This window comes from Aeromonas tecta (genome assembly GCF_000820185.1).
Taxonomy (GTDB): domain Bacteria; phylum Pseudomonadota; class Gammaproteobacteria; order Enterobacterales; family Aeromonadaceae; genus Aeromonas; species Aeromonas tecta.
Genome location: NZ_CDCA01000012.1, coordinates 1 through 23,677, shown reverse-complemented (window position 1 = coordinate 23,677; position 23,677 = coordinate 1). Strand labels below are relative to the sequence as shown.

Below are 23,677 nucleotides of genomic sequence, written 5' to 3'. Positions count from 1 at the left end.
CTGCTGACCCTGGCCCCCTCCGCCCTTAAGCTGGCCGCCAGTCTGCCAGACAGGCTCAGGGCGATGCCGCCCCAGCCTCGCGAGACATCGGCCTGGACCCGTCGCCACTTCCAGCTCGCCATGGACCCGGACTTGGACAGGATCGGCATGCAACGGCTGATGGAGACATACGGTCAGAAGGCCATGGGTGGCGGCATGAGTGGCATGAGCATGGAGATGCACGCTGCCGAGAACCAGGATCCCCACGCCATGCACAAGATGGGTGGAATGAAGGCGATGCCTGAGATGGAGGGTATGGATCATGGCGCCATGGGGATGCCCCACGGGGCGGGCTCAGGCAAGCAAGGGCTGGGGGAAGGGCTCTCCATGGCCAATCGCATCAACGGCCAGGCCTTCGAGATGGGAGTGCCGGCCTTCGATGCCAAGCGCGGTCAGCCTGAGCTCTGGACCATCTCCGGCAAGGGGGACATGATGCTGCATCCCTTCCATATCCACGGTGCCCGTTTTCGCATCCTCAAGGAGAATGGTCAGGCGCCCCTACCCCATCGCAGCGGCTGGAAGGATATAGTCCGAGTCGAGGGGGGCGAGAGCGAGGTGCTCATTCAGTTTGACCATCCGGCTCCGAAAGAACGGGCCTACATGGCCCACTGCCACCTGCTGGAGCACGAGGACACCGGCATGATGCTCTCCTTTACGGTGAGCTAGAGCTTGGATAGGAAGTGATATACAGGGGCCCAGCAGCCCCTGTTGTTATTGCGCGTCATTCTGGTGCATGAGCCGCGCAGGACAGGAAATGACTTAGGGCTTCTTCGGGTAGTCGAAGCAGACGCTTGCCGGGGCTAGCGTTGGGATGGCCGACCAGGACGCCTTTTCGAAGCTGAAGCGGGCGACGGCGCAGGTCGGCATCTGGGTGATCGCTTTAGAGAATCGATGGGCCAGCTCGGTGAACTCGGGATCGTGCCCCACCAGGATGATGCATCGCCGCTCGTCATCGAGCGCCCCGATCACCGCCAGCAGGGTGCGGACGTCGCTGGCATAAATCCGTTCATCCAAGACAATCTCCCCGCGATAAGCGAGCGCATCGGCGAACAGCCGTGCCGTCGACAGGGCCCGGCAGGCCGGGCTCGACAGGATCAGATCGGGCTGGATTTTATGGTTTGCCAGCGCCTTTGCCAGACGTTTGCCCATCATGGGGGCGTCCCGCAGACCGCGCGCTGCCAATGGCCGCTCCCTGTCCGGCAGATCTTCCTCCCAGCTGGATTTACCATGCCGCACCAGGATCAGCGTTCGCTTCATCGTTCCTCCCTCCATGACACACTGCCCTCGTCAGTCGCCGCTGTGATGCCATTGCTGGCATCCTGCGCCGCTGGCTTCCCTATGCCAAGGATAGCGAAGCCAGCGAGTGAGTCAGGCGATAGCCAGGCTGGTGCTCAGGGCGCCATCATGGCGATGGGCTTATTTCTTCCAGGAAAATGAGCCGCAGCGGCTCCGCCAGCAGCTCATCGGCCTGGCGGGCAAAGGCCTGAAAGTAGTCGGTGGCACAATGCGCATCCAGCGCGGCTTGGCTGGTGAAGGCCTCCCGCATATAGAAGGTGCCCGGCTCCTCTTTGAGTTCGAACAGCACGTAGTCGAGGTTGCCCGGCTCGCGCCGCGTCGGCTCGATCAGCTTGAGCAACTCGCGCCGCAGCGCCTCGCCCATGCCTGCTCTGGCCTTGAGTACCGCTATCGACACCAATTTGTCGGCTTTCATCATCACACTCCCCTATCAAGAAACACATTGGCAAAGGATGCGCCGCGCGCTTGTCAGCGGGCCAAGGCGCCTCCTTCAATATGAAAAGCAGTGTAAGAGCAGGCAATTGATGGGTATAGACGGACAATATGGACAGACTGTTCATCCTATTGAACAGCGTTTGGATTAACACAGCAGAGCAGCCGTGGCGCCACGGGGGCATTTATGCCTCGTGCAGCTCCCGCAGATTGGCCAGCGGCACCCAGCCAGAGGCCGTCCGCTCGGCGTTCTCACACCAGATCCAGCCGTTGATCTTCCGATGGCCAATAAGCTGATCACCCGGCTGCACGTTCAGCTCCCGGGCGGTGTAGTCCTCCCGGGCACGGGCCTGGCCCTTGTCCAGCCACTCGATAAGCGGTGCCGGTACCCAGCCTCCCTGCTGCCCGGCGCACTGGCAGAAGAACCAGTCCTGCCAATCCTCTTCCCCTTCGTACCGTTCACCCACCATGAGTGGGGTGCCCTTGGCAAAGGTGATGGGCTCCGGGTACTCGCTGCGATGGCTGCTGATCACCAGCCAGGTGTTGTTTTCCATCTTTAAATCGCTCCTTGCGGCTCCTGTTCGGATCTTGGCGGGCATCAAGGAGGCTATTCGCTCCCGACATCTCGGCTAGCAGGGTGACCCAAGGGTGAGATCCTGCTGATGGCGCCGCCACCACATCCACAACTGGAAATTCAAACTAAAGCAGCACAAACAACAACTATAATCACAATAATGCAGTCAAAAATACTCACATCACTTCCAGATTGACCTTGATAAGGCCGGCTCGGGTATTCCCTATGCTGCTGAACGCGGCTCTAGAGAGATCGATCACCCGACCCCGCGGGAAATTACCCCTGTCATTGACCCGCACCACCACGCTCTTGCCGTTGGCCACATTGGTCACCTTCACCAGGGAGCCGAAGGGCAGCGACATGTGGGCCGCCGTGTTGGTGTTGCTCTTGTAGGGCTCGCCACTCGCCGTCTTCTTGTTGTGATAGCGATCCGCATAGTAAGACGCCAGCCCACTCTGGGTATAACCGCGCCAGCTGCCGCTCTTACTGGCGTCCGGCTGGCTACTGCAGGCCGCCAACAGCAGACTCAGGGATACCAGCAGCCCCTTTTGTACCTTGCCTCTCATGCTCTCTTCCATCGCCACTCTTATCACCACTTTCATGCCCAGTCAGGATCCCGTGAACAGGGGCCTACTCTCTCACATTTCCCATAGAAAACGGGAGGCCCAAGCCTCCCGTTTGTGTGTTCACCCGTCAACCTGTGTCAGGTCAGCAGCCTCAGGCGATCAGCTTGTCATCGGCGAAACCAAAGCCGCGCAGGCCCACCACGTGCACGTGCTCGTGCTTGCCCTGCACCTTGCGGATGAGCTTGTAAGTGGTGCCCTTCTCGGGGCTGATGTTCTCCGGCGCCGCTATCAAGAGCTGCATGTCCTGGCGCTCGCACAGCTCGAACAGGGTGGCGATGGACTTGCCATCCAGGCGCGCCGCTTCGTCCAGGAACAACAGGCGGCAGGGGGCGATGTCCTTGCCGCGCAGACGGCGGGACTCCTCCTCCCAGCTGATCAGCACCATCAGCAGGATGGCCTGACCGGTACCTATGGCCTCGCCGGTGGAGAGCGCGCCGCTCTCCGCCCGCAGCCAGCCGTCGGCGCCGCGTTGCACCTCGATCTCCAGCTCCAGGTAGTTGCGATAATCGAGCAACACATCGCCCATCACCTGATAGCTGCGCTCCCCCTGCTCCACCTGCGGGTTGAGGCGCTGGAACAGCTTGGCCATGGCCTCGGAGAAGCTGAGCTCTTTGTCGGCGAACAGATCGTTGTGCATGGCACTCTGATCGGCGAGCGCGGTCAGCAGGCGAGTGTGCGCCTCGCGGATATTGACGTTGAGGCGCACCCCGCGCACCAGACCGAAGGCGATGTTCTGCAGGCCCTGGTTCAGCACCCGGATGCGGTTCTGCTCGCGGCGGATGATGTTGGTTATCTTGGCCGCCACCTCGTGGGAGGAGAGCGACAGATGGGTTTCCCGCTGCTTGAGCTCATCGGCGAGGCGCGCCAGCTCGATCTCCATCTCCTCGATGGCCTCCACCGGATCGTCCGAGCGGATGATGTCGTTGCGAATGCGATCCTTCAGATAGCGATAGACCTGCACGTAGAAGGCGACCTTCTGCTCGGTATTGCGGCTGCCTTCAGACAGGCGCAGCGTATCGCGCAGAGCCTCGTCGTGGGCCACGGCGACCCGCAGGGCGCCGAGGGCCTTGTCCGACATGGAGCGCAGTTCATCGCTGTCCAGGTAAGCCAGCTCGCGCTTGTTGAGGCGCTTCTCGACGTCGGTCTCCCGCGCGAGGCGCACCACCCGCGACCAGCTCGCCTTGTGGCCCACCAGGGATTTGCGGGCGCCGAAGTAGTCTTTGCCTTCCAGCTTGAGACGACCGCCAAGGGATTCAATCTCGCGCTTGGTCACCTGCAACTGGGCCTCGGCGCTGGTGCGACGGGAGCGTGTGCGAATGAGCAGCTCTTCGATCTCTTTCTTGTGGGCGCGGGATTTCTCTTCCATGTCGGCGGACATCTTTTCGCCAAGAGCAGATAGCCCCATGGCCGCCAGCTCCTGCTCGAACTCATTCAGGGTCTGACGCTTGGCTTCCACGCTGGAGTTGAGTGCGGTGCGCAGTTGCAGCGCCTCGGTGTGGCGCAAGGCGATCTGCTTGTGCTGCTCGGTGGCGGTGCGGGCGGCCAGCTCGGCGGCCTTGAGCTTCTCTTTCAAGCGCTCGCTCATCTCGGAGGCCTTGCCGAGCAGGTCTTGGGCATCCTGATAGGCGAAGTGCGGCAGACGAGCCACCAGCTGATCCAGCGCATAGGCGCGGCGCTTTTGCTCCGCCAGCGCTTCGCTCGCCTCGTCATACGCGGCCTGCAGGGCGGCGAGATCCTGGGGATCCTGGCGCAGCACCTGCACCTTGGCCTCCAGTTGCTCCAGCGCCTTGCCGTGCTGCGCGATAAAGGTTTCGGCGGCCTTGAGGCGCTCCACATCGGCGTGAGCGGCCTCGAGGCGCGCGGCCAGGTCGGCCTCTGCAAACAGGTGGGCGAACGGCAACATGGCCTGCACCAGCTGGATGTGACGCACCAGCTGGGCGTTGGCGGCCTTGGCCTCGACCAGTTGCTTGTCGCATTCGCCGATGGCCCCTTGCAACGCGCGCAGCTCGCTCTGCTTGGCCTGCACCTCGGCCTCCGGATCCGGGCGGAAGGCGATATCCAGGTGAGCACCGATAAAGTCGCGGAAGTGGCCGTAGAGGCGATGGTACTTCTGCTGCTCGAAGGCAGCCTTGGCGTAACCCTCGATCAGGTTCTCGCGCTCAAGATCCAGCTGCTCGATGCGTTTCTCACGAGCCGCGCGGCCAAACAGTGGCAATTCAGGGTAGCGGGAGAAGCGCACCTGACGCTTGCTGCTGCGCACCAGCACGGCGTCGCCGAGCTCGTCTGCCTCAACCAGATCCTCATCGAACGAATCCGGGTTGCCCTGAATGAGGTAGATATCCTCCGGGCAATCTTCCAGTTTCTTCAGCCGCTCGATGGCGCCTTCCAGATCCAGCACCACCAGGGCGCTGCGGGCCGGGCCGTAGAGCGCGGAGTAGTAAGGGGCATCGTCGATGGAGATGTCGTCGTAGACATCGGAGAGCAGCACGCCTCCCACCTGCTCGGCGATGCGGGCCAGACGCGGATCCGCCTCGCCGGCCCCCAGTTGCAGGTTGCGAATTTGCAGCTCCAGCGCCTGTTTCTGGGCCTGAATGCGGTTGCTCTGCTGCTCGAACTCGCGCTCCTTGTCGAGCACCGTCTGCATGCCAGCCGACAGCGCCTCGGCGCTGGTGAGCGGTAATCCGCTCTGCTCGCGCAATTGCTCGAGTTTTTCGAAGGATTTCAGCCAGCGCGGGGCCAGCTTGGTGAGCTCGCCGATGTCGCGGCCAAGCTGGGCACCCTGATGCTCCAGGCTGGCGCGGCGCTGATTCACCTCGCCTTGCAACTCGGCCAGCTCTTCCTGACGGCTGCGCTGCGCCTCTAGGAAAAGTTCCAGCTCATCGCTGCTGGCGATCTGCTGACCAGAGGCTTGCGCCAACTCATCGCGCAGGCGCAGCAGGTTCTTCTGGCTCTCGCTCTCTTTCTCCAGCCGAGCCAAGGCGGCGCGCAGCCCTTGCCCTTGGGCAATGCGGGCCTTGTCTTCGATATGGCGTTTGAGCAGGGCCTGGGCGGTGGGCCAGGCGGCCTCACGGGCGGTTTGGGGCGCAATGCCCAGCAGCAGCGTCAATGCGGCCTGGTGTTCGGCCACCGCGGCTTTGGCCAGGGCGAGCTGCTGCTCGGCCCCCAGCACCCGGCTGGTGAGGCTCTGCTCGGCGGCGCGGAACTGGTGCAGGCTGTCGTTTGCTTTCTCGATGGTCAGATCCGGCAGCTCACACTGCTCGCGGGCACTCTCCAGCGCCTGCACCGCCTGACGGTACTGGATGGCGCGGGTCTGCTGGATATCGAGCGCCTGCTGATAGTCGGCGAGCTGGGTCTTGAGGCTATCGACCTCCCCCTGCGCCAGCTCCTTGCGCTCTTCCACCTCCAGCAACTGGCTGTGGATCTCTTCTGCCACCGCCTGTTGCTGCTCGAGCTTGTCACTGAGATCCGCCAGATCGGCGCGATACAGCTCGATTTTCTTTTGCAGGGCGACGGCGGCCATCACCTTGGCCAGGTGCTCGGCGGCGGATTCCAGCTCGTCGGTCAAGAGCTTCTCACGGTTGGTGAGCTGCTCCACTTCGTCCGCCAGATAGATGGCGCGCTGCTTCTCTTCGGCCAGCAGACGGCGCTTGCCGGCCAGCTCCTGGCGGGCTTTCAGGGCCAGCTCGGAGAGGCGGTTCTTCTCGGCGGCGTTGCGCACATAGTCCGCCGCCACGTAGTGGGTGGTCTCGGTGATCAGGTTCTTGAACAGATCCCGCTGGCCCTGGGTCTCCTTGATGGCCTCCAGGGTGCGGCGGTTCTCATAGATGGCCGCCTCCATGTCCTGGAACGCCTTGCGCACGCCGGAGTTCTCCGGCAGCAGGTATTCACGCAAGGAGCGGCTGATAGACGAAGAGATGCCGCCGTAGAGGGAGGCCTCGATCAGTCGGTAGAATTTGCCGCGATCTTTTTGATCACGCAACTTCTTCGGCGTGATGCCGAACTCGAACATGAAGTTATGGTAATCGGTCACCGTATTGAACTTGGCGACCTTCATGGCGCCGAGCTCAGCGGCGGCAGCTTTCAAGTCGGTGAAGGCGCGTACCCGTCCCTTGCCACCGTCGAGTTTTTCCAGCAGCAGATCGGTGGGCGCCAGCCCTTCTGGCACATCCACCAGGGCGAACGGGGTGATGTTGACCTTGTTGTCGCGATTCGCAACCTGCTCCAAGTGCACACCGACCCAGATCCGCTGCTCGCGGCTGTTCATGACTTCCAGCACCGAGTAACAGTGGCCGCGCTGCAGCTTGCCGTAGAGCCCCTTGTCACGGGACGCGCTCGAGGAACCCGCCTCTGTGGTGTTACGGAAATGGAGCAGAGACTGATCCGGAATAAGCGCCGCGATGAAGGCCGCCATGGTGGTGGACTTGCCCGCCCCGTTGCCGCCGGAGAGCGTAGTGACCAGCTGGTCGAGATCGAAGGTGCGGGCGAAGAAGCCGTTCCAGTTGACCATGGTCAGGGATTTGAATTTGCCTCTCACGCCGCACTCTCCATCACGCCAATCATCTCCATCAGGGCCGGGAATTTATCGTTGCAGGTCATCTTCCACCTCCAGTTCAAGCTGTTCTTCGTCCAGATCCGCCTCGATATCGTCAAACAGGGAATCGCTGCTGGGCATCTCGTCGTCGTGGAAGATGGCTTCCCCTTCCTGGATCATGCGCAGCTGCACGGCGCGGGGATCCTCGTCGGAGCGCACGTCGGCGGCGAAGCGAAACACCGACTCGTTGACCCGGAATTTATCGCCGTTGCCAAGCGCCGTGATCATGCCCAGGCGTCGCAGGCGACGCATGGAGGTGCGGATCTTCTCCAAGAGCTTCTTCTTGTCCAGATCGGTGCCGCCGGAGCGGCTGTTGACCATGCGCAGCAGCTGCTTCTCATCGGCGAGGCTCAATACCTCCTCCTGCAGCTCCGCCATGACGAACACCCCCTCGGAGGCGAGGCGGTCAGGGCTCAGATAGAGGTAACAGAGTACCTTGCCCACCAGCATGTCGAGCTCGGACAATACAGTTGTGCCGATGTCGGCGCTGGGGCGCGGGCGCAGGTAGAAGAAGCCTTCCGGCGCCTTGATGAGCTCGACCTGATAGCGGCCGTAGAAGATCTCCAGCTCGCCGTGAAATTCCACCAGGGCCGAATGCTGTTCGAAATCGTCGGCACTGATGTGGCGGCCCGAGCGCAAGGCGGTGTCGATGCGCGGAAACAAGGGGTTGGCGATGGCCTCAGCCAATCGCAGCGGCAAGGGAAATTCAGTATTGATCAATGACATAGGCCTGAACCTTGGATCCAGCTTGGTTAATGGGTTTCCATGCGGGTTGGTGGTGAAGCTCACGTTCACCACTGGCATGGCCGAGGCGCACAGCCTGATCTATCAAGAGGCGCGCCACGTCGAAATGGGCGTGGGCCGGGTAGTCCAGCAGGTATTCCCGCAGCACGTCGGCCAAGTCCAGCCGGGAGCCTTGCTCGGGGTAGCGGGCGAGGTAGCGCTCGATGCGCTCCGCCAGCTCCTGGTTGATGTCCACCATCTCCAGGTACTCCATCTCGAGCGGCACTTCGCCGGTGACCTCTTCGTCATGGATGCTGATAGTTTCGTCCCGCAGCTCCAGCAGACGCGGCTCTTCGGCCACCCTCAGCAACCAGCTGTGCTGCTCGAAATTGCGGATGGATTCGCGCAGCCGCTGGCTGAAGGCGCGGTTCTTGTCCATGTCGATGGCGTTGCGGATGAACTTGTGGACGTGCCGATCATACCGGGACCAGAGCTCGATGCACTGCTGACCCCAGGAGGTGATCACATCCAGCCGTCCTTGCAGCGCGTGAGTCAGCTCCTCGACGTGGAACAAGTCGTCCCGTCCCTGGGCGGCTTCCTGGATATTGAGCAGACCCGCCTGCAGGCGATGGCCGGCGGCGTCCAGGGTATCTTGCAGCTCGCGCAGGGTCTGGCCGGTTTCGCGCAGCAGCTTCTCGCAACTGTGGATGGCGTCGATCCAGTTCTGGGTCAGCAGGGCCGCAATTTCGTTTTTGACCTGATTTTGCTGCTCATCCATGGCGCGCTGGGTGAGATCGATGCGCCCGAGGGTCTCTTCGAGGGAGAAGCTGAGCCTGGGCAGCACCTCGGCATCCCACTGCTCGCGGGTATCCAGTGTCAGCGCCGCCTTGCGGGCGGTGTCGAGCTCGGCCGCCAGGTGTTCCAGCAGGATGGAGAGTTTGATGGAGTCAACCTGGCGCTGATCCATAAAGAAGTCGACGATGCCGATGCCGAGGCGCGACAGGCGATAGAGGCTCTCCCCCGCCACCATGTCGGTATTGAACCGCGACAGCAGTTGCTGGCGAATGAGATCGTTGATGGCGTTGTTGGCGCGACCGCTCTGGGTCTCGTCCATCTGGCCGAAGGCGCTGCTCACATAGCCAAAGGCGTCGTGCAACGCGGCTTCCGACAGATCCGACTCCTCCTCAGACAGGGTCTTGATCGCAATCAGAAAGGCCAGCCGATCGGTGGGCAGGCTCAAGGCCAGACCCTCCTGTCTGACCCACCCTACTGTCTCCGGCAAAGAACGCTCGGGCAGGGTACGGGATGTACTCATCATGACGTTATCATCTCGTTGTTATTTGCGGCGGGCGGCGCAGGCCTCATGCCCATGCCACACCCGCTCTCGTTGATTTGGGCCAGGGTAAACAGGTGACCCCGGCGATCCAATCCCGCATAAAAATGGCTATCGGCTGGCGGATGCCAAGCCCCTGGCTCAGTTGGCCGGCTTCTGGGCCATCACATGGATGTAGCGACCAAGGGAGACGAAAGGCTCCTGGCGGCAGTACTGCTGCTCCATGGCCAGTAGATCGTCGAACTTCTCGAGCTGATCCTGCTTGTGGCGCATGTAGTCGTGGATGACGCGCACCCCGGTCTTGCCGATGATCTTGAGGCCCCCTCGCCCAATCCAGTCATACACATGCTCGGGCAGTTGCGGATTGGTGGGAGTCAAGGCGGTCTGGCGTTTCTTGTTCAGCCCCTGGCGCACGTAGTCGAAATTGCCCACCACCAGGCTCTGGAACAGCAAGCCGTGACGGTTGTAGAAAAGCAGCGACAGTATGCCCCCTGCATTGACGAAAGGGAACAGACCGAGCAGGGTCTGGCGCGGCTCGGCGAGCCACTCCAGCACGGCGTGACAGAGCACCAGATCAAAGGTCCCGCTCACGTGCGCGCCGAGCTCCTGAATGGGGCAATGGATGAGACGAATTCTGTCTTCAAGCCCCTGTTCGGCGATCTGAACCCGGGCCAGCGCCAGCATTTCTGCCGACAAATCGCACAGCTCCACCTGATGGCCCATGGCCGCGAGCTTCTGGGCGAAGTAGCCAAAGCCGCCACCGGCATCCAGGATGCGCAGCGGCCGGTTACCCAAGCGCGCCAGGCAGGCTTCGATGTCGCTCCACACTACTGTGGTGCGGATACGCCCCTTGGTGGAGTCGTAAATGTTGCGGGCGAACTTGTCGGCCCGTCCGTCAAAACTCTGATCTTGCTTCAAGGCAAACTCATCTTCGGCCGCGCCAGTCTGCAAACACAGAGGGTTGGGCCACAGGAAAAAAGAAGGGTATTCTGTCACATCCCTGATCTGCTGAAAACTCAAGGAGAGGGAGTTTGATTCTCTATATGGGATTGGAGTAAGCCGCTGGCTCGCACACTGTCCCGCTGGCGGCGCAGCTTGATGATATTCGACCAGATGAACCACCCCATCTGGACCGTTATCCATATCAACGTGACGGCCAGCATCCAGGCATTGAGCGAGTACCCGGCCAGCGTCATGCCGGATACCACCACCGGTGGCGCGTTTTGTCACTCCTGCGGCAGCAGCGGCCGTCGCAAATCCTCCTTCTTCCCCCATGTATCGCCCCTCCAGAAACGACAAAGCCCGCACGAGGCGGGCCAGAAACGAAAAAGGCCAGGGTTGGTGAGACTCAGGCCATCTTTGAGCCACACGAACGCTGGAACGACGGGGGTTCAACCAACGCGATACATCTGGGCATCACAGCAAACTCGACCACATTGGACAATTTGATACTGCAAACATGCTCAGTGCGCATCGAGCTATCACAAATGACCGCTGCATTGATCCTGACTGCGAGGTCGTGCATACGTTTCAGCAGCGGTGCTCGTGAGCTGGGAGAAACTGAAGGTATAGCCCCGCCCCTATTACCACGCTCGCCAGATGCCAGCCCGCACAAATATGTGAAGTAGAGCCTACCGTACGCTGGAATCAAAAACTTACACTTTCAGCTAATCATGTAAATAATAAGCAACATAGAAAACTGAAATCCACACGAAACCCACCCTATTACACAAAGCTGGATTTCGATCCCAGAAGGAGATCCTCACGAATCCCTTTTGGTTAGGTGAATTCCTACACGTCATACAGCTTGGAGAATGGAGGAATCAACAAGTGAGATTCCGTCTGATGAACAGTTCGCGGCCACTTAGTTGCACTAAGTTTCCAATTGAATATCAACCAGCCATAGCTTGGTTTCAATGGGTTCTTGGAGGAATCGTGAGTAAAAACAACTAAACAGGTGAGGTGTTATTTCATGGCCAGAAATAAGATCTATTTTCTAAATTCCACATTTCCTAAAAACAGTCCATCTCAAAAATTAAAAACAGTGTCAATTAGTAGCATGACTGGTAACCCATAACAATGCAAGGGATTTGTTACACCACCCTAACTTTTAGCCGAAACAAATTAACAAACCAGTATTGACTAAAGTGATATTTAACCTTTAAATCAGCATCGATATTCATGGTTAATTATTTTTAAAGATCTGCCCCTTTGGGCGGCAATGCCATATATCGCCACACCAAAATTAATATGAACTTTTTAATACGGGATTGATATTTATGTCTTTTAAGATAATATCACCTCAGCAGTTAGAGGCGTTTAAATCTAGAAAAATAAGCAGTTCCACTGTCATTGATATTCTTGATGGGATGAAGGCTGGTGATGCACTGACACCACATATACAGGCAATAAACGCTCCTGAACATTATTTTGTCGGCCAGGCTTATACCGTGAGCTGGAAGATGGTTCGCAAGGGTAGCGATATATTGCAGCAACAGCCTTCTACTTGGTCACAAGTCCAGCAATTTCTGGTGCCTGAATTAAATAATGCAGCAGGCCTGGTCTATGTGGCTGGTGCAGGCCCACTGCTCACTCATGCCGCGCTGGCCGGTGGTATGAGTTGCACCTACTTCGAGCAGTTAGGTTTTGCCGGCGTCGTGCTGGGTGGTGCGGTGCGCGACCTACGTGAACTAAGGCAGCTATCGATGCCGGTGCTCGCCAGCAACCCAATCCCCACAGACACCCAAGGTGCCTATTGGGTGGCGGAAACCGGCACCCAATGTCAGATCGAACAGGTCACCGTGCAAAGTGGCGATCTGATTGTCTCGGACATCAACGGTACTGTAGTCGTGCCACTGGCCTTGACTGCGCAATTGTTACAGGAGGCGTTATCCATCGATACGACTGAAAATGCCATGCTGGAAAAAATTAGACAGGGAGCTCGCTTGCCAGAGCTAATCAACATCACCGGCAGAATCTAACATCTAAATTATTAACGAGATCAATCATGATAACAGTCCATACACTTGGGCCGGCGGGCACTAATTGTGAGAAAGCAGCACATCTGTGGTTGAAAGAAAACGGTCACAGTGGCGAAGTGAAATTATATGAAACACTTGAGGATGCGGCAAAGAACATGGCCCATACTGCCAATAATGATGTTCTGCTCGGCTGTATTGTTTATCCTCACCTTCATCATTTGGTTTTCAAAAACCTGAGCTATTTAAAGCTAATCGACTGCTTTGTAATGGACACGCATAACATGGTTCTTGCTAGCAAAAATGCAGCGAAAAATAAAATAAGAACGGTCGGCTCCCATCCGGCACCGCAGGATCTTATTCATCAAGTGCCAGGAATAAACAAGCAGCTTTCTATCACATTGTTTAATTCGAATAGTGAAGCTGCTCGTCAATGTGCCGCAGATGTCGTCGATGCCTGTATATCTACCGACATCTCAGCCACGCGCTGTGGCTTGGCCATTCTGGCCGACTTTGGACCAGTACCGATGGGATTCTCCATCCACGCCAAAATCGCCTAAACCAGGTAACCCCTTTATTTCAACCCACTGAGAAGATAATCCCTATGAGCTTACATTTAGGCAGTGAAATGGTTCGCTATGATATGGACTTGCAGCGCCCGGAGGGGACAGAAAGCAAGATCAATGCGCGCTTTGTCCACGGAACTGGCTTTACCATGGCATTTTGGCAATTCAAACCCGGCGCCCAGATCCCTGAACACAAGCACGAGCATGAGACCGCCACCACCATCCTGCAGGGGGCACTGCGCCTAACCGTTGATGGCAGAACCATCTACCTGCACACGGGGGACACCTTCATCATTCCATCGTGGGCCATCCATCAGGCCGAAGCACTGGAGGACTCGGAGGTACTGGATGTCTATACGCCAGTGCGTGAGGACTACGTCGCCAGACAAAATGGCGTCACAGAAACCTACCTGACCAAGTCACAGCGCGAAGGCTGATGTTGGCCCTTGCCGCCAGTGGCCTTATTTCGCTTTATTTTCAATGAGTGAGCATCATGATATTCACCCATAGTATTGACGTTCTAACCGGGGATTTTAGCCGGGAACATGAGTTGTTCAGCAGTAAAGCGCCACCGATACAGGCATCGCATAATGGTTGGGCGCCCAGTTCATGGCGCCACTTCCCCGCCAAGCAGTTGCCTACGTACCCAGATGCTGATGCGCTGCAACACCATGAACAATTATTGCGGCAAAGTCCGCCACTGGTCTTAGCCGCGGAAATCCGCCAATGTCTGCTGCAACTCGCGCAAGTAGCCGAAGGCCGCGCCTTCCTGCTTCAAGGCGGTGACTGTGCGGAGTCGTTCGCTGATTGCCAAACCACCTCGGTGCGAGACCATGTCTTGACCCTGGAACAGATGGCGGCATTGATCCATCAGGGTACCGGAGTGCCTGTGTTGAAAATCGGCCGAATTGCCGGCCAGTTCGCCAAACCACGCAGCCAACCAGAAGAAACCGCCGCCGGCATCACACTGCCCAGTTTCCGCGGCGACATCATCAATAGCCGCGAGTTTACTTCCCATGACCGAACTCCGGATCCGCAGCGCATGATGCGTGCTTACCATCACTCGGCCTCGACGCTAAACCTGTTGCGTGCACTGGATAAGACGATGTTTTCGTTCTCTAGTGCCCCACAGCAAGATAGCCTCCACCCTAGTACGACAGAGCAATATTACCGGACGCTGCGCGCTCAGCTGCATGACTGTTACCATGGCGACAACGGCAGACTGCCGCACCAGCCACTGTTTACCAGTCACGAAGCGTTGTTGTTGAATTATGAAGAGGCGCTGACCCGCTGGGACCCTATCCAGGGAAGATGGTATAACTGCTCGGCCCACATGCTGTGGCTGGGGGAACGTACCGGAGATATCGACTTCGCCCACGTCGAATACCTGAGGGGCATCGCCAATCCGGTAGGCATCAAATGCGGTCCGGCGATGACTCCGCTGAAACTGCTCACCCTGCTGACGTTGCTCGATCCAGAGCATATCCCAGGAAAAATAACGCTGATCGCCCGTATGGGCCTGGCGCAGATAGAAGCAAATCTCCCCGCCCTCGTCCAGGCCGTCAAGGCTTCTGGACACCCGGTCATCTGGGTGATAGACCCCATGCACGGTAATACCAGTACGGTGACATCAGGCCATAAAACCCGCGAATTCACTACCATAGTGGCGGAGACGCAAGCGTTCATCGAGTTGATGTATCGGCACGGTATTCATCCCGGTGGGCTGCATCTTGAAATGACCGGCCTGGAGGTCACCGAATGCACCGGTGGGTTGCAGCAGATCAGCGATCGCGATTTATCCCACCGTTACTACACCGCCTGCGATCCACGCCTTAACCGCACGCAGTCATTAGAGCTGGCATTCCTGTTAGGCAAGTCTTGGCAAAGCACCCTCAACAACGCACAGTCTCTGGAGCTGGCGCTATTGTTGGGCGAATCTTGGCAAGGCACTGCCTGATACTGAGGTCCAATAAAGAACCCCCGGAAATTGCTTCCGGGGGTTCTTTGCAGTCAACACCTCAGGGATTGGACTGGCCTCGAATATCATCTGGCAAACCCCATCAGCTGGGTCACCGCATTTTCGGGGGAATACCCTGGCCGACTTCCCCCCCACCACCGATATGCAGCAAAGAGGCCTATTCTCCAATGCGCAACAAGATCCCCGCAGAGGAGTGCAGGCATCCATCGCCCCATACAAGTCACACATTTGCATCAAGAATGCTGACTGCTGGCGCTCATCCTGAATGGGTCGCCTCCTATCTGGGACACATTGATCGTATGATGGTCAGAACCCTTTACTGCACTTGGATTCCGGATAATGATCGGGCGGAAGCAGAGCGAGTTTGGAACCATTTAGGTGCTGAAATGATAAAAATGCCCCAAAAAATCATGAATTATATGTATAAATATGTATTGTAAGGAGTTTTTGGAATGAACCATGTTTGAGCTTAAAAAGTGGCTAGGCCAGTTGCTGATGCCGCTGCCCTTCTCCCTCTCTTTATTAGTGCTGGCGCTGCTGCTGCTCTGGTTCACCCGCTACCAGAGAACCGGCAAGCTGTTGGCGACCGGATCCTTGCTGCTCATCGCCCTGCTGGGGATGCGCCCGGTCAGCTATGAGCTGGCCCGATCCTTGGAGCAGACCTATCCGCCCTTCGAGATAAGTAAGCATCCGGACATAGAAGCCATCGTCGTGCTCGGCAACGGCCATGTCAGCGACCCGGCCATCCCTATGCGTTCCTGGCAGAATAATATAGCTTTGGCGCGTACCCTGGAGGGCGTTCGTCTGGCAGAGGCCTACCCCAATGCTCAACTCATCTTCTCAGGTGCCGTGGTGGGAGATCCCCTCTCCAATGCCGAGGTCAACGCCCGCATGGCACAGAGCCTGGGTATCGAGCGCGCGCGGATGACGTTGTTTGAAAACAACAAAGACACCCACGACGAGGCGGTCAGCATCGCCCGTTATCTCAAGGGCAAGCGGGTGGCGCTGGTGAGTTCGGCGACCCATTTACCCCGCGCTCTGGCGCTCTATCGCGGTCAGGGACTCGATGCGGTGCCGGCCCCCACCGATTACACCGCCAAGCAGAGCCAGCAGCCGCAACCCCTCTACACTTACCTGCCCAAGGGGCGTTATCTGATGTATTCCGAGGCTGCCATTCATGAATGGATTGGGGTATGGTGGGCCCGTTTACGGGGGCAGGTTAACGAATGAGCGATCGCGTCTTGCATTCCTGATTTGGATCAGGAAAGCGAAAAAAAATTACGTCATTTGCCGCCGGGTCAGCTATCTTGGGCTCGGTTCAATTCATATAATGTCGCGCAATCAAATGCCTAGGAGATATACAAGATGAGACAGCACCTGGTAATGGGTAACTGGAAACTGAACGGCACCAAAGCTTCTGTCGAAGCTCTGATCAAAGGACTGGCCCCGGCTGCTGCCGCGCATCCGTCCGTGCAAGTCGCCGTCTGCCCGCCGGTTATCTTTTTGGGTCTGGTTGAGCAACTGACCGCTGGCACCAAGATCGCCTACGGCGCCCAGAACGCCGACCTTCACGAGTCCGGCGCCTTCACCGGTGAAAACGCCCCCTCCATGCTCAAAGCCTTCGGTTGCACCTACTCCCTGGTTGGCCACAGCGAGCGTCGTACCCTGCACGCAGAGACCGACGACGTGGTTGCCGCCAAGTACGAAGTGATCCAGAAAGCAGGCCTGATCCCGGTACTGTGCATCGGTGAGACTCTGGCGCAGTTCGAAGCCGGCACCACCAACACCGTGGTTGAGACCCAGCTCAAAGCCGTGATCGACCGTTGTGGTATCGCCTCCTTCAGCAACGCCGTGGTTGCCTATGAGCCGGTATGGGCCATCGGCACCGGCAAGACCGCGACCCCGGAGATCGCTCAGTCCGTGCACGCTCACATCCGCCAGTATCTGGCCGGCTTCGACGCGGCCGTGGCTGCCAAGGTACAGATCCTGTACGGTGGCTCCGTGACTGGCGCGACTTCCGCCGACCTGTTCGGTCAGCCGGACATCGACGGTGGCCTGGTGGGTGGTGCGTCCCTGAAAGTGGACGACTTCTCCCAGATCATTGCTGGCGCAGCCAAATAAGTTGCTGCCATCGAGGGGGCCCCGGCCCCCTCTTGCATATCGCTTTTCCTATGGCAGCCCCCGCATCTCATAGGAAAGCCGATATAGTAAATGTGGTTTATCTCATTTTCAGAACTTCGTATTCGACAACTCAGATCCAGAGGCACTCATGACCAAGCAAATCAAACGTATTGGTGTTTTGACCAGTGGTGGTGACGCACCGGGTATGAACGCAGCCATCCGCGCCGTGGTGCGCGCCGGTCTGCATCATGGCCTGGAAGTCTACGGCATCTATGATGGCTACCTCGGTCTGCACCAAGACAGGATCGTCAAACTCGAGCGCCACAGCGTCTCCGACGTGGTGAACCGCGGCGGTACCTTCCTGGGCTCTGCCCGTTTCCCCGCCTTCAAAGATCCGAAAGTGCGCGCCGAAGCGGTCCAAAACCTGAAAAAACACGGTATCGACGCCCTGGTGGTGATCGGCGGTGACGGCTCCTACATGGGTGCCAAGAAGCTGACCGAAGAGGGTTTCCCCTGCATCGGCCTGCCGGGCACCATCGACAACGATATCGCCGGGACTGACTTCACCATCGGCTTCGATACCGCGCTGAACGTGGTGGTGGATGCCATCGACCGTCTGCGCGATACCTGCAGCTCCCATCACCGCATCTCCGTGGTCGAGATCATGGGTCGCCACTGCGGCGATCTGGCTATGTCGGCCGCCGTCGCCGGTGGTGCCGAGTATGTGATAGTGCCGGAAGTGGCCTTTGATAAAGAGAAGCTGCTGCAACAGATCAAGGAAGGCGAAGCCAAAGGCAAGAAGCACGCCATCATCACCATCTGTGAGCATGTCACCGACGTGAACGCACTGGCCAAGGACATCGAAGCCATGACCGGTCGCGAGACCCGCGCCACCATCCTGGGCCACATCCAGCGTGGCGGCTCACCGACCGCGCGCGATCGCATCATGTCCAGCCGCATGGGCGCCTTCGCCGTCGAGCAGCTGCTGGCCGGCCAGGGTGGCCGCTGTGTCGGTATCCAGGGCAACGAGATGGTGCATCACGACATCATCGACTGCATCGAGAACCTCAAGCGCCCGTTCGATCAGGAGCTGTACGATCTCTCCACCACCCTGTTCTAAGCCCCGGCGCTTTACAGGTTGTTGTGAAAAAAACCCTCCATCGGAGGGTTTTTTTATAGTGAGGATTCTTGCGCGCCTTATCGCGCCCCCCCCTCTGCGCGCTTGTCCTGCGATCTCAGCGGGGTACGTGGTATAAGACCCAAACTCACGCTGACAAGGCATGACTTCCACGCCGCTAACCCCCTCGTCCATCAACCCTGAATCCCGTCCCCTTGCTATCTCGTGCGTCATCCCCCGCGCTGGCAAGCGCCATTCTCTGCTCCTTGGTCACTCCTCTTATATCCTCTATCCTCGGCATTACCGCCACACGGCTGCCTTGGGCGATAGGCCAAGGCTCAGTGGCTGCGCGTAACCCCTTCACCTCATGAAGCTCACTGCAGCCTGGCCTCTGCCCTTATAGCAAACCGATAGATGGCGCTGGAAAAAGCGCCGCCATGGCCGCATTTTCTCGCCAGCAAGGTGATTTCCCCTCTCTTTTTCAGCCGTGAATTGATAAACCGCTTTCAGGAAATCGCGTTAAGGTACTACCAATGCTGGACTTAAGGCATGGCATGGCATGGCAGGAAAAATGGATAGATGACCAATATTCAGGATCCGGCTTGACCAATGGCACTCTCACGACATCCATAGACGCAAGAGCGTGCCTTTTTCGCCGTGAAAATTTATAAACACTAAAAAGGCTCCGTACAAAACCCATCAAAAACACCTAAACAAAAAATGTAAATGCATGTATTTACTACTAAAAAACAAAACGCCATGACGATAAATGGCACCACCCTATCACCAAGGCGATAAAATGACCTCAAAATTGCAAAAAAGTCTGGTTACGCATTCAGACAATGAAAATTGCCATATAAATACATTTATCATTGTTTTACTGCACCAATCTGGTATCTTGGTCTCATCATTAGTCAGCAAAGGGAGACAAAATAATGAAAGAGTTCGTTGTTACTGCCGTTTTTACTGTGTTTTTCACTCTGGTTGCCGTCTCTTTGCCGTCTCTGGCACAGCTTTGAGTCGATTGATTGCCAAGAGAGTGACAAGACCCTATTACCATCGCAGCCTGGATGCTGGCTAATTGCTCATAAAATGAGATTTTTGGTCACTTCGCGTTGAATGCATAACAAGTTGTTATTTTCATCTTGTTGGTGGGCGTTTTACACACGACGCTACCATCACAATCCTACAAGGGGAGCCTCCGGCTCCCCTTGTTGCATTTCAGCCGGCGGCATTTACTCTTGTCCCCCTGCCCGTCACAATATCCGCTGGTTTCGCCATGCAGGAATTACCATGACCCAAGATGCTCTGCGCCACTGGCGCCGCAGCCTTCATCGTCTGCCCGAAGCAGCCTGGTGTGAGTTTCGAACCAGCTCCCTCATCGCTCACCATCTCTCAGAGCTCGGCTTCGACGTCATGCTGGGTGACAAGCTGCTGGCCAGCACGCTCATCATGGGGCGGGACATCGACGTCGCCGCCCAAAAAGAGCGCGCGCTGCGCCAAGGGGCGCATCCCGACTGGCTGGCTCGCATCGAAGAGATAACGGGTGTGATGGGTCTGTGGGACAGCGGCCGTCCGGGGCCGACCCTGGCATTTCGCTTCGACATCGATGCGGTGGAAGTGGATGAGAGCCAGCAAGAGCAGCACCTCCCCAGCCAAGATGGATGGCGCTCCAGCAATCCGGGCTGGATGCATGCCTGTGCCCATGACGGCCACACCGCCATTGGTCTGGTGCTGGCCGAGCGTATTGCCGCCCTGGCCGAGCAGATCAATGGTCGCATCAAGCTGTTCTTCCAACCTGCCGAAGAGGGCTGCCGCGGCGGCAAGGCGCTGGCCGCTGGCGGTCAACTCGACGATGTAGACGCCTTGCTGGCGCTGCACATCGGCATCCATGCCAAGAGTGGCGAGTTGGTGGTCAATCCCACCGAGTTTCTCTGCTCCACCAAGTTCGATGTGGAGTTTATGGGCCGCGCCGCTCATGCGGGGCTCGAGCCCAACGCCGGCAGCAATGCACTGGCGGCGGCCTGCATGGCGACCACCGCCATGCTCGGCATTCCCCGTCATCGCGATGGCATGACCCGCATCAACATAGGCCAGCTCAATGGCGGCAGCGGTCGCAACGTGATCCCGGGGCACGCCCGCCTGCAAGGGGAAACCCGCGGCGCCTCCCCCGAGCTCAACAGCTACATGTTTGGCCAGGTGCAGCAGATTGTGGAAGGGGCCGCCATGATGCAGGGCGCCACCTATCTCATCCGCAAACAGGGGGAAGCCATCGGCATCGAGAACAGCCCGGCCCTGCTAGACGAGATAGTACCGCTGGCGCAGGCGCTCGCACTGGAGACGGTCCATACCCGCCGTTTCGGTGCCAGCGAGGATGCCGGTTTCCTCATCGAGCGAGTGCAGCACAACGGCGGTCAGGCTGCCTACCTGATCCTCGGTGCCGATCTGGCGGCGCCTCATCACCACCCGGAGTTCGATTTCGACGAAACCGTGCTGGTGCAGGGGGTCGCGCTGCTGGAAGCCTGGCTGCTCGCTCGCCTCGGCCGCTGAGTCAGCGCCAAATGCAAAAAAGGCAGCCCGAGGGCTGCCTTTTTAGTTGCTGGCTTAGTTGCTGGCGATGGCTCGCTCGCTGACTACCCCAATACGATGGGCGAGAGCTGAGCGAAGTGGTGGATCTGGTGAGTGGCCTCGCACGGCGTGTCGTGGTGCTGCGGGTTATACCAGCAGGTGGCCAGCCCCTGCGCCGCGGCGCCGGCGATATCGGTCTTGGGATTGTCCCCCACCATTAGCACCCGCGCCGGGCTCGGTTGCCCCATCAAGTCGAGGGCATGCTGGAAGATGGCGGCGGCCGGCTTGGTGACATGCACCTCGTCGGAGATGACCAGCGGCTCGAACCACTCACTCCAGCCCAGTTTGCTGAGGCGGCCACGCTGGGGCAGGCTGAAACCATTGGTGATGATCCCCATCCGTACACCCCGCTGCTGGAATACCTGCAGGGTCTCGACCACCCCCTCCAGCGGCATGCTCAGGGCGATGATCTGCTGCAGGAAGGTGTCGTTGATCGCCATGGGGGCCACATCGACTTGCTCGGCAAACAGCGAGAAACGCGTCTGCTGCAGGTGGGCAGCATCAATTTCGCCGGAGTTGTATTGCTGCCACAGCCGATGGTTCAGTGCCTGATATTCCGCCATTTTGGCGGCCGTGGGCACCAGCCCGTAACACTGCAGCGTCTGCTCAAGGGCCTTGGCGACCGGGAAATCGAGCAGGGTTTCGTCCAGATCGAACAGCACCCAGTCATAACTTGATTGTTTCACGCTTGTCCTTATTGCTTGTCTTGCTTGCTCACACACCTTGATCGTCCAGGCCCAGCGGGCTGGCGAGCAGCGCCAGCGTCAACCTGACCCCAAATCCGGTCACCTCGCTGCTAACCACCCCATTGCCCCCCTTGTTGCGAAAACCGCTCAAATCGAGGTGCAACCAGGGCGTCTGCTCTGGCACGAAACGGCTGAGGAAGCGGGCGGCATCGATGTGATCCGGTGACGCGCCCGGCGCACACTGTAACAGATCGGCCCATTCGCTATCGAGGTTGTCGTCGTAGTCCTCGTCCAGCGGGAAGGGCCAAACTCGCTCCCCGCTGCGCTGGCCCAGGCTTATCAGCTCACCCAGCCAGGCGGGGCGGTTGCTGAAGGCGCCACTGTAACGGCTGCCGAGCGCCCGCTTGCAGGCACCGGTCAGGGTGGCGTAGTCGATGAGCAAGTCCGGCTTATCCTGCGCCGCCATGGCGAGCGCATCCGCCAGCACCATGCGTCCCTCGGCGTCGGTATCCACCACTTCGATGGTGGTGCCGTTGATGGCGGTGACCACCTCGCCGGGTTTGTAGGCCCTGGGGCCGATGTGGTTCTCGGCGATGGCGAGCCAGCAGTGCACCTCAATGGGCAGCTTGGCCCGGCTGATGGCGAGCAGGGTACCAAGGGCCACGGCGCTGCCCCCCATGTCCAGGTGCATACCATACATGCTGCCGCCGACTTTCAGGTTATAACCCCCCGAGTCATGGCAGATCCCCTTGCCCACCAGGGCGATCTGGCGCTCCGGCTTGGTCGGGCAGTAGCTGAGCTTGACGATGGCGGCCTGGTTATCCTCCGATCCCCTGGCCACCGCCAGGAAGGCGCCGGCGCCGAGCGTGCCGAGTGCGGCCTCATCGTACTCCTGCCACTGCCAGCCCTCCTCCTTGGCCAAGTCTCTGGCCAGGGTGCGATAGTGTTGGGGCGTCAAATCCGAGGCGGGTAGCACGGCGAGGTGGCGCGCCAGGCCATTGCCCTGCGCTTCGGCGTGAATACGGGTCAGATCAAGCTCACAATCAGGTGACACCGCTATCGTCTGATAGCTGCCATGTGTGTCGGCATGCTGTTTGTGATGGGGGAGCGACACATTGGCCGCGAGCAGGGTTGAGAGCGCCAACTCGGCCAGCAGCGCCCGATTCTGATCGTCAAAGCCAGCCAGATGCAGCGCCAGGTGCGCGACCTTGAGGCCAGCCAGGGGTGCGACCCAGTTGCGGGCCTGCTGATAGAGGCGATGATCCAGCACGGGTGTGGGGGTCACGAAGACCACCAGTTGCAGACCTCGTTCGTCAGCCAGTCGATAGGGCGCCTTTTGGCCCAGGGCTATCTGGCTCGCCACCCCGGCAAATTCGGGCTGTGCCAGCAGGTTGCTGCGCTCAGTCTCGGCTATCAGCAGCAGCTTGACCTGGGCCTGGCTTGCCATCACCGCGCTCAGGGCGTCGGTCTGGATCGTGGTCTTGGGAGGGAGATAACTGAAGGGTTGCAGCATTGGGCGAGGCCTCATCCATGAACAGAGGCCATGATGATACCGAACAAAGGACGGCGACGACCAGTGACTTGAAAATTAATGTTCAAGATCAGGGCGATAGATATATGTGGGGATAACTAAAAAGGAAATATAGAAGGAATAACGACAAGTTGGTTGCGGGGGCCAGATTTGAACTGACGACCTTCGGGTTATGAGCCCGACGAGCTACCGAGCTGCTCCACCCCGCGTCCGAATTGTTGCCTGTTGCCAGGACTTTTCACCACAAGCCTGCCGAGCAGTAGCAGCTTGTGTCTTCGCAGTATCGCAGCGGCAGATGCCGTGCCATACACACAAATAGTTGGTTGCGGGGGCCAGATTTGAACTGACGACCTTCGGGTTATGAGCCCGACGAGCTACCGAGCTGCTCCACCCCGCGTCCGAATTGTTGCCTGTTACCAGGACTTGTCACTACAAGCATGCCGAGCAGTAGCAGCTTG

General features: G+C 58.7%; 20 protein-coding genes and 2 tRNA genes. 10 read left to right on the top strand and 12 right to left on the bottom strand.

Annotated features, from left to right (window positions below; translation table 11 throughout):
- A partial coding sequence (locus BN1137_RS03315; RefSeq protein WP_157433612.1) for a multicopper oxidase domain-containing protein occupies nucleotides 1-705 on the top strand: 705 nt, incomplete at its 5' end.
- Between the two features lie 93 nt (nucleotides 706-798).
- Here BN1137_RS03315 and BN1137_RS03310 read toward each other — a convergent pair.
- The 8 genes from BN1137_RS03310 to cmoM all read right to left on the bottom strand — a co-directional run bounded on the left by BN1137_RS03310 (nucleotide 799) and on the right by cmoM (nucleotide 10,532).
- Nucleotides 799-1,296, bottom strand: a complete 498-nt coding sequence (locus BN1137_RS03310; protein WP_050717239.1) for a SixA phosphatase family protein — start codon at nucleotides 1,294-1,296, stop codon at nucleotides 799-801.
- A 145-nt stretch (nucleotides 1,297-1,441) separates the two neighbouring features.
- Nucleotides 1,442-1,750 carry a putative quinol monooxygenase gene (locus BN1137_RS03305; protein ID WP_050717238.1) on the bottom strand — a complete coding sequence of 103 codons (309 nt, stop codon included), beginning with the start codon at nucleotides 1,748-1,750 and terminating at the stop codon, nucleotides 1,442-1,444.
- Nucleotides 1,751-1,952: 202 nt separating this feature from the next.
- On the bottom strand, nucleotides 1,953-2,321 hold the full coding sequence (locus tag BN1137_RS03300; protein WP_050717237.1) for an SH3 domain-containing protein: 369 nt from the start codon (nucleotides 2,319-2,321) through the stop codon (nucleotides 1,953-1,955).
- A 196-nt stretch (nucleotides 2,322-2,517) separates the two neighbouring features.
- Entirely contained in the window at nucleotides 2,518-2,907 is a 390-nt protein-coding gene (locus BN1137_RS03295; protein ID WP_408605523.1) for a septal ring lytic transglycosylase RlpA family protein, read from the bottom strand.
- Between the two features lie 151 nt (nucleotides 2,908-3,058).
- Nucleotides 3,059-7,501, bottom strand: a complete 4,443-nt coding sequence (gene mukB / locus BN1137_RS03290) for a chromosome partition protein MukB (RefSeq protein ID WP_083443347.1) — start codon at nucleotides 7,499-7,501, stop codon at nucleotides 3,059-3,061.
- A gap of 45 nt (nucleotides 7,502-7,546) precedes the next feature.
- A complete protein-coding gene (gene mukE / locus BN1137_RS03285) occupies nucleotides 7,547-8,284 on the bottom strand; it encodes a chromosome partition protein MukE (RefSeq protein WP_050717235.1) in 738 nt (245 codons plus the stop codon).
- Nucleotides 8,265-9,599, bottom strand: coding sequence for a chromosome partition protein MukF (gene mukF / locus BN1137_RS03280; RefSeq protein WP_050717234.1), 1,335 nt, complete (start codon nucleotides 9,597-9,599; stop codon nucleotides 8,265-8,267). The genes mukE and mukF overlap by 20 nt, the downstream gene beginning before the upstream one ends.
- A gap of 156 nt (nucleotides 9,600-9,755) precedes the next feature.
- Nucleotides 9,756-10,532: a tRNA uridine 5-oxyacetic acid(34) methyltransferase CmoM gene (cmoM, locus tag BN1137_RS03275; protein ID WP_050717240.1), complete on the bottom strand. Its 777-nt coding sequence runs from the start codon at nucleotides 10,530-10,532 to the stop codon at nucleotides 9,756-9,758.
- Between the two features lie 1,361 nt (nucleotides 10,533-11,893).
- Between cmoM and BN1137_RS03265 the strand changes: the two genes are divergently transcribed.
- From BN1137_RS03265 to BN1137_RS03230, 9 genes are all read left to right on the top strand, one after another.
- The gene (locus BN1137_RS03265) at nucleotides 11,894-12,595 is read left to right on the top strand and encodes an RraA family protein (protein WP_050717233.1); all 702 of its coding nucleotides are present in this window, start codon (nucleotides 11,894-11,896) and stop codon (nucleotides 12,593-12,595) included.
- 26 nt (nucleotides 12,596-12,621) lie between these two features.
- A complete protein-coding gene (locus BN1137_RS03260) occupies nucleotides 12,622-13,152 on the top strand; it encodes a prephenate dehydratase domain-containing protein (protein WP_050717232.1) in 531 nt (176 codons plus the stop codon).
- Between the two features lie 155 nt (nucleotides 13,153-13,307).
- Nucleotides 13,308-13,595: a cupin domain-containing protein gene (locus BN1137_RS03255; RefSeq protein WP_198150587.1), complete on the top strand. Its 288-nt coding sequence runs from the start codon at nucleotides 13,308-13,310 to the stop codon at nucleotides 13,593-13,595.
- A 56-nt stretch (nucleotides 13,596-13,651) separates the two neighbouring features.
- The gene (locus BN1137_RS03250; protein WP_083443346.1) at nucleotides 13,652-15,115 is read left to right on the top strand and encodes a 3-deoxy-7-phosphoheptulonate synthase class II; all 1,464 of its coding nucleotides are present in this window, start codon (nucleotides 13,652-13,654) and stop codon (nucleotides 15,113-15,115) included.
- 188 nt (nucleotides 15,116-15,303) lie between these two features.
- Nucleotides 15,304-15,576 carry a hypothetical protein gene (locus BN1137_RS22265; RefSeq protein ID WP_198150586.1) on the top strand — a complete coding sequence of 91 codons (273 nt, stop codon included), beginning with the start codon at nucleotides 15,304-15,306 and terminating at the stop codon, nucleotides 15,574-15,576.
- Between the two features lie 19 nt (nucleotides 15,577-15,595).
- The gene (gene elyC / locus BN1137_RS03245) at nucleotides 15,596-16,366 is read left to right on the top strand and encodes an envelope biogenesis factor ElyC (RefSeq protein ID WP_050717230.1); all 771 of its coding nucleotides are present in this window, start codon (nucleotides 15,596-15,598) and stop codon (nucleotides 16,364-16,366) included.
- Nucleotides 16,367-16,501: 135 nt separating this feature from the next.
- Complete coding sequence (tpiA, locus tag BN1137_RS03240) at nucleotides 16,502-17,257, top strand: triose-phosphate isomerase (protein WP_050717229.1); 756 nt, start codon at nucleotides 16,502-16,504, stop codon at nucleotides 17,255-17,257.
- 148 nt (nucleotides 17,258-17,405) lie between these two features.
- Nucleotides 17,406-18,377, top strand: coding sequence for a 6-phosphofructokinase (gene pfkA / locus BN1137_RS03235; protein ID WP_050717228.1), 972 nt, complete (start codon nucleotides 17,406-17,408; stop codon nucleotides 18,375-18,377).
- A gap of 1,290 nt (nucleotides 18,378-19,667) precedes the next feature.
- The gene (locus BN1137_RS03230; protein WP_050717227.1) at nucleotides 19,668-20,924 is read left to right on the top strand and encodes an amidohydrolase; all 1,257 of its coding nucleotides are present in this window, start codon (nucleotides 19,668-19,670) and stop codon (nucleotides 20,922-20,924) included.
- Between the two features lie 83 nt (nucleotides 20,925-21,007).
- Here the strand turns inward: BN1137_RS03230 and yjjG are convergent, their stop codons facing one another.
- The 4 genes from yjjG to BN1137_RS03210 all read right to left on the bottom strand — a co-directional run bounded on the left by yjjG (nucleotide 21,008) and on the right by BN1137_RS03210 (nucleotide 23,616).
- On the bottom strand, nucleotides 21,008-21,688 hold the full coding sequence (gene yjjG, locus BN1137_RS03225; protein ID WP_050717226.1) for a pyrimidine 5'-nucleotidase: 681 nt from the start codon (nucleotides 21,686-21,688) through the stop codon (nucleotides 21,008-21,010).
- Nucleotides 21,689-21,716: 28 nt separating this feature from the next.
- Entirely contained in the window at nucleotides 21,717-23,201 is a 1,485-nt protein-coding gene (locus tag BN1137_RS03220) for a M17 family metallopeptidase (protein WP_050717225.1), read from the bottom strand.
- A 150-nt stretch (nucleotides 23,202-23,351) separates the two neighbouring features.
- Nucleotides 23,352-23,428 (bottom strand) — tRNA-Met (locus tag BN1137_RS03215).
- 111 nt (nucleotides 23,429-23,539) lie between these two features.
- Nucleotides 23,540-23,616 (bottom strand) — tRNA-Met (locus BN1137_RS03210).
- Nucleotides 23,617-23,677 lie beyond the last annotated feature (61 nt).